Source organism: Phytopseudomonas daroniae (assembly GCF_004327285.1).
GTDB lineage: Bacteria > Pseudomonadota > Gammaproteobacteria > Pseudomonadales > Pseudomonadaceae > Aquipseudomonas > Aquipseudomonas daroniae.
The window spans coordinates 54,499-61,391 of sequence record NZ_QJUI01000025.1; the positions used below are offsets into that span (position 1 = coordinate 54,499).

The window sequence follows — 6,893 nt, forward strand, 5'->3', positions numbered from 1 at the left end:
TGGCCGACCTTTGCCGGGGCGCCATTTCGTTGCCTGAGCGAGACGCAGATTCCCGGCCGAAGCTCTTCTTCTGCCGCGCGGCGCTCCCTACATTGCCTGCCGTTCAGGAGGGTTCCTGCGGTGGCTGGCATTGTGAGGGAGAGGGCCCATGGGCCAGGGAAAGGCTGCCGCGCTCCGCTCGGTCACTTGCCGCTGCCAATTGTCCTGGCCTGCCGCCACTCACCCTTCTTGCCGTTTTTCGCGGGCGCCTGATGCCCACCTCCGGTGGCCGTACGGCGCCCCGGGCCGGCCTGCACTCGTCATGGTACGGCGACATCGCCCATACCCAACGCCCCAGCCCAGTGCCGGGAACACATCATCGAGCACTCAGACCGCTTAGAGGACGTCATGCACATAGAATCCCCGTTCGCCAAACTTGCCCTCGCCATCTGCATCGGGCTTGCGCCCGTGGCGGTAACCGCTGCCGAACGGCAGGACAACCTGCTCGCCGTGGTGCAGGAGACCCTCGAGTTAAATCCCGAGCTGCAATCGCGCCTGGAGGCCTTCTATGCGTCGACCGAAGACCGTCGTGAGGTGTTCGGTGGTTATCTGCCCTCGGTCGATCTGAGCGCCTCGGCTGGCCAGGCCAATCGGCAGTTCGACCGCCGTAGCGATTATTCGCGCAACTATGCGGAAATCTCCCTGACCCAGATGCTGTTCGACGGTTTTCGTGTGCGCAATCGCCTGAACCGTTTTGAGCACACCAGTCGGGTGCGCTACTACGAACTGCTGGACGAGGCCGAGAACAAGACCCTGGAAGCCAGCGAGGCCTATCTCGGCGTGCTGCGCCACCGCGAACTGGTGGTTCTGGCGCAAAAAAACGTGGCCAACCACCTGCGCACCAGCGAGCACGTCGAGCAGCGCGCCGGTTCTGGCGTCGGCAACCGCGCTGACCTGCAGCAGATCGAAGGGCGCCTGTCGCTGGCGCGAACCAACCTGATGACCGAGATCGCCAATCTGCAGGGCGTCACCGCGCGCTTCCAGCGCTTGGTCGGGCAGGCCCCGGGCGAGAATCTCGAATCGGTGTCGCTGCCCGAGGGGCGGATTCCGGCCGCTCTGGAGAACGTGCTGCGCACTGGTTACTCCAACAACCCGGCGTTGTATGCGGCGTTTGAGAATACCCAGGCCGCCGAGTCGGCCCTAGAGGAAACCAAGTCCAGCCGCTACCCGACCTTCGAGCTGGGCATGCGCCAGGGCATCTACAAGAACAACAACAGTTTCGATAATCGTACCGACCCCGATTCGTACGGCAGCGAGAACATCATCGAAGTGCGCGCGCGCTACAACCTGTTCCGGGGCGGCAGCGATCGCGCCGCCGAGCGCGCTGCCTACCGCCGTATCAATCAGGCCGAGAGCCTGCGTGACAAAGCCTGTGTCGACCTGCGCCAGACCGCGACCATTGCCTATACCGATGTGCTCAACCTGAACCAGCAGCGAACCTCCCTGGAGGCCCATCGTAAAGCCTCGGCAAGTGTGGTGCAGGCCTATCGCGAGCAGTTCGATATCGGCCGCCGTTCGCTGCTCGACGTGCTCGACTCCGAGAACGAGGCCTTCCAGGCCGAGCGCGCTGGCGTGAATGGCGACTTTGATCTGCAGATCGCCAAGATTCGTACCCTGCACAGCATGGGACAACTGCTGCAGAGCTTGTCGGTGTCCAGTGCCAGTATCCCGACCCTGGAGGACAGCCTCTCCGGCGATGTCGCGGTCGCTTCCAGCCGCTACTGCGCGACGGTTGCCGATGCGCAGTTGAACATCGGCCGCTACACCCAGGAGAGCATGGCCGAGGAAACCATCGAGCTGTCCGGCGACGCCCTGTTTGATGTCGGCAGTCCGATGATAAAGGTTGACTCGCGGGCGCGTTTGCAGCGCTTCGTCGACACCCTGGGTGGCACCGAGCTGCGTGCGATCAGCGTCGTTGGGCACACCGACGATACCGGCAGCGATGTGCTGAACCGCGAGTTGTCGCTGGCCCGCGCTACGGCGGTACGCGATTTTCTGGTGGAAAACGGGGTACGTGCACAGATCATCTCCACCTCGGGTGTCGCCGCCGACCAGCCGATCGCCAGTAACGCCACCGCTGAGGGGCGTTCGGCCAACCGCCGGGTGGCGCTGCACGTCAAGCGTGCCGAGTAACCCATAGATTAAGTGGGGAGGCGACCGGCCTTTCCGCGCCATTTCCTTCGACTGCCAGGATGTCATGGACGTACTTTCCGATGATCCCTTGAGTGCCTGCCTGCTGTGGTTGGCCGACGCTCATGGCATGGCCACTTCCCGCGATGCCTTGGTGGACGGCCTGCCACTGGTGGCCGGGTGTCTCTCACCGGCCCATGTCGCGAGAGCGGCCGAGCGCGTCGGCATGAGTGCCAGCCTGGCGCGGGTGGTACTGGGACGAATCACCCCGACTCTTTTGCCGTGCATCCTGCTGCTGGACGGCAACCGTGCTTGCCTGTTGCAGTCGCTGGATCTGCAGGCGGGTACGGCTCATGTCCTGCTTCCGGAACTGGGCATGCAGGGCGAGGAGCTGGCACTGGAGGAGCTGGCGGCGCGCTACAGCGGGCTGGCCATATACTGCCGCCGGGCGTTCAGCCTGAACCAGGCCGAGCGCGGTGACAAGGGAGACGATCCGCTGCGCGAACACTGGTTCTGGAGTGCGATCAAGGCCAACCGGCGGGTTTACCGTGATGTGCTGGCTGCGGCGTTCTGCATCAACCTGTTTGCCCTGGTCATGCCATTGTTCGTGATGAACGTGTACGACCGGGTGGTGCCCAACCAGGCCACCGATACCTTGTGGGTACTGGCCATCGGTGCACTGCTGGTGATCTGTGCCGACCTGGTGCTGCGCCTGTTGCGCAGCTGGTTCGTCGAGCTGGCGGCGCAGCGTGCCGACATCCTGTTGTCAGCGCGGATCATGGAACGCATCCTCGGCATGCGCCTGGAGCACAGCCCGCAGTCGGTGGGCTCGTTCGCCTCCAGTGTCAACGCCTTCGAGTCAGTGCGCTCTTTCATCGGCTCGATGGTGATCGCCGCGTTGATCGACCTGCCGTTCTTCCTGCTGTTCATCCTGATCATCGCCATCATCTCGCTGCCGATGGCGGTGCCGGTGCTGGTCGGCGCGTTACTGGTGATCGGCTATGCACTGTCGGTACAGGGCCGGCTGCGCAAACTCTCGGAAATTTCCAGCCAGGCCAGCGCGCAGCGCAGTTCGGGGCTGATCGAAAGTCTCGGTGCGGCGCAGACACTGAAGAGCTTCAACGCCACCAGCCGCATGCAGACCCGCTGGGAGCAGGCCACTCAGTTCCTTTCCGGTTGCACCGGCAAGCAACGCCTGCTCGGTGGCTCGGTTGGTGCCGGAGCCTCCTGGGTTCAGCAGGTGGTGGCCGTCAGCATGCTGATCGTCGGCGTCTACCTGGTGATCGACGGGCAGATGAGCCAGGGGGCGCTGATCGCTGCCTACATGCTGTCGTCACGGGCCATGGCGCCGGTATCGCAGACCGCCTCGCTGTTGACCCAGTACCACCAGGCAGCCACCGCCCTCGGTTCACTGGAGCAGATCATGGACAACGAGCAGGAGCGCCAGCCTGGCAAGCAGTTGGTGAGCCGGCCAAAGCTGCGCGGCGAGATCGAACTGCGTAACCTCACTTTCGCCTACCCGGGCGAGCAGCGCCCGGCGCTGGACGGGGTTTCCCTGCATATCCGTGCTGGCGAGCGAGTTGGCATCCTCGGCTGCGTCGGCTCCGGCAAGAGCACCCTGGAGAAGCTCATTCTCGGTCTCTACCGACCCACTGCCGGCAGCGTGCTGATCGACGGTCTGCACCTGGAGCAACTGGATATCGCCGAACTGCGCCGCAACATCGGCTACATCCCCCAGGACATCCAACTGCTCAGCGGCAGTGTGTATGACAACGTCACTCTGGGCATCGACCACCCCGAGCGGGAGCGACTGCACCAGGCGATCCATATCTCCGGGCTGAAGAACTTGGTCGGCGAACATGCCGATGGCCTGGCGATGCCGGTGGGCGAGGGGGGCCGGCGGTTGTCCGGCGGCCAGCGCCAGGCCGTCGCGGTGGCCCGGGCGGTGATGCCTGATAGCTCGATCCTGCTCTTCGACGAGCCGACCAGCGCCATGGACAGCCAGTTGGAGGCGCATGTCAGCCAGGCCCTCAGCCATTTTAGCCAGGGGCGTACGCTCTTGCTGGTCACTCATCGCACCAGCCTGCTGCACATGGTTGAGCGGTTAGTGATAGTCGATGCCGGGCGGATCATTGCCGACGGGCCCAAGCAGAGCGTACTGCAGGCCCTAGAGCGTGGCAGCATCAAAAGGAGCGCCGTATGAGCAGCGCGCCGCGGACTCCACCGAGCGAAGAGACCATGCTCGAACGTAAGGCCTTCGAGCGCCTGAGCATGTTGTCGGCGGACGGGTCGTTCATCGACCGCCTGTTTCGGCGTTTCTTCGCCGCTTTCTCCGGCTCCAGCAGGGATTGGCGGATGGAGGCCGCGCAGACTGTCGAGGGCCAGCGTGAGCTGCGTGCCCGCGCTCTGCTGTACGCCATCGTCTTGATCTTCTTGCTGCTGTTGGTCTGGGCGGCTTTTGCCAGTATCGACGAAGTGACTCGGGGTGAGGGCAAGGTGATTCCCTCGCAGCAGTTGCAGGTGATCCAGTCGGTGGACGGTGGAGTGGTCGAGGAAGTGTTCGTCCGCGAGGGCGACAAGGTGGAGAAGGATGCCCTGCTGGTGCGCATCGACCCGACCCGCTTCGTCGCCAGCTTCCAGGAAGGCAGTGTCAAGGCCTTCGCCCTGCGTGCCAAGGTCGAACGGCTCAATGCACTGATTGACGAGACGGTCTATGCACCGAAGTACGAGCAGTCGCTGAACAGCGAAGAACTGGCCGTGGTTGCCCAGGAGCGTGGCTTCTACCAGGAAAGTGTCAAGGAACTGGAGCAACGTCTGTCCATTGCCCGCGAGCAGCACAGCCAGCGCCAGCGCGAACTGGACGAGACGCGAGCGCGCCTGCACGCGGCGGATCAGGCTTATATCCTGTCCTCCCGCGAGCTGGAAGTCACCCGGCCGTTGCTGCGCTCGGGTGCGGTGTCCGAGGTGGACATCCTGCGCCTGGAGCGTGACCAGTCCGCCGCCGATGGCGAGCGCCGCCAGGCGTCGGCCCGGGTTCGGCAGATCCAGGCCGGTGTGCAGGAAGCCGAAGCCCGTATCGCCGAGGTGGCGCACAGTATGCGCAACCAGTGGCGTTCGGAGCTCGGCGAGGCGAGCGCCCAGCTCAACAGCCTGGATCGCAACGTGCTCGGCCTGGCCGACCGGGTCAAGTATTCGGAGATTCGCTCGCCGGTAAAGGGCACCGTGCAGCGCATGCTCTACAACACCATCGGCGGTGTGGTGCAGCCCGGCCATGCGGTGTTGGAGATCGTCCCGGCCGACGACCGTCTGCTGGTCGAGGCGAAGATTTCGCCGAAGGATATTGCCTTCCTGCATCCAGGACTGCCGGCCACCATCAAGCTGCATGCCTACGATTTTTCCATCTACGGCGGCATGTCGGCGACATTGCAGCACATCAGCGCCGACACCATCACTGATGAGCGCGACAACACCTATTACCTGGTTCGTGCCATGACCACCGATACCGAGTTCGCCCGCAAGCTGGCGGTGATCCCCGGCATGACCGCGCAACTGGACATCCTGACCGGCAAGAAGACCGTGCTGGCCTACCTGCTCAAACCCATCCTGCGCGCCAAGGGCAATGCCCTGAGCGAGCGCTGATACTTTTGGAGTCGCCCAGGGTTCCGGCCCGGCGGCATGCAATCCCATAGCGAGGTCGACATGAACACTTCGGCAACCGTTGTAGCCCTGACAGGCCAGGCCTGGGCGCAGAGCGCCAATGGCGAGCGTCGCGAACTGCATGCGGGCGACCGCCTGCAGGGCGATGAAATCCTGATCACCGCACCTGGCGTCCAGGTTGACCTGGACTTCGGTGACAACCGCGTATTGAGCCTGGTCGGCGAACAGGATGTAACGCTCGACGAGTCGGTCGCCGAGGTTCGTGCGGCGCAGCCAGTCCAGCCGCTGGAGCAATCACGCGTGCAAACGCAGGCGACCGCAGGTCAGGGCGAGATTGGCGCTGAGCCTGTTGCGGAAGGTCACGGCTTCGTGCAACTGGTGCGCATCGGCGAGATCATCGAGGCAGATGGCGTCACCCCGCTGACCCTGGCGCGTATCCGCGAAGTGTTGCGGCCGCTGGGCATGAGCCTGCCGGATCACGAGTTCGGGAATGACGAATGGCGTGAACATCGTGGCGGAGACCACGATGAAAGTGGCCCAGCCTCGCGTGCTCCGGGGTTGACCATCGAACTGCAAGGGGCCGGTTCGGACGGTGTCTACAACGAGGCCGAGATCGGCCCTGATGGTACGGTAACGGCCGTCGTCAGCCTCGACGACAAGGTTCGCGAAGGCGATCGACTGGTGATCAAGGATGGCGACGGAAATGTGCTGCTCGACCGGCCGGTAACCGCCGTGGATCTGCGCGATGGCGTACCGGTCGAGGTGCCGGTCGTGCCGGGGCAGAGCGAAGTGAGGGTCGAGGCCATCATCACCACGCCGCAAGGCTTCAGCGGTTCGAGCCGCGATGACAAACCGGTGGACAACGATGTCCCTGGCGTCACCGTCGAATTGCAGGGCGCCGGCCCGGACGGGGTGTACAACGAAGTTGAGATCGGCCCGGACGGCAGTGTTCCGGCGTTGGTTACCCTGGATGACAAGGTCAAGGTCGGCGACACCCTGTTGGTGACCGATAAGGATGGCAACACCCTTCTCGAACGTCCGGTAACCCAGGGCGACCTGGACAATGG

General features: G+C 64.0%; 4 protein-coding genes. All 4 read left to right on the forward strand.

Annotation, left to right across the window (positions count from 1 at the left end; genetic code table 11):
- The first annotated feature begins 387 nt into the window (after positions 1–387).
- Positions 388–2,172, forward strand: a complete 1,785-nt coding sequence (locus tag DNK06_RS22130; RefSeq protein WP_131182152.1) for a TolC family outer membrane protein — start codon at positions 388–390, stop codon at positions 2,170–2,172.
- A gap of 64 nt (positions 2,173–2,236) precedes the next feature.
- Positions 2,237–4,372: a type I secretion system permease/ATPase gene (locus DNK06_RS22135; RefSeq protein ID WP_131182153.1), complete on the forward strand. Its 2,136-nt coding sequence runs from the start codon at positions 2,237–2,239 to the stop codon at positions 4,370–4,372.
- A complete protein-coding gene (locus DNK06_RS22140) occupies positions 4,369–5,808 on the forward strand; it encodes an HlyD family type I secretion periplasmic adaptor subunit (protein WP_207390043.1) in 1,440 nt (479 codons plus the stop codon). Before DNK06_RS22135 ends, DNK06_RS22140 begins: the two co-directional genes overlap by 4 nt.
- Positions 5,809–5,868: 60 nt before the next feature.
- A partial coding sequence (locus DNK06_RS22145) for a hypothetical protein (protein WP_131182154.1) occupies positions 5,869–6,893 on the forward strand: 1,025 nt, incomplete at its 3' end.

Excerpts from the sequence above, each read along its gene's own strand:
- DNK06_RS22130 (WP_131182152.1), top strand. The coding sequence starts at position 388 with ATGCACATAGAATCCCCGTTCGCCAAACTTGCCCTCGCCATCTGCATC.
- DNK06_RS22135 (WP_131182153.1), top strand. The coding sequence starts at position 2,237 with ATGGACGTACTTTCCGATGATCCCTTGAGTGCCTGCCTGCTGTGGTTG.
- DNK06_RS22140 (WP_207390043.1), top strand. The coding sequence starts at position 4,369 with ATGAGCAGCGCGCCGCGGACTCCACCGAGCGAAGAGACCATGCTCGAA.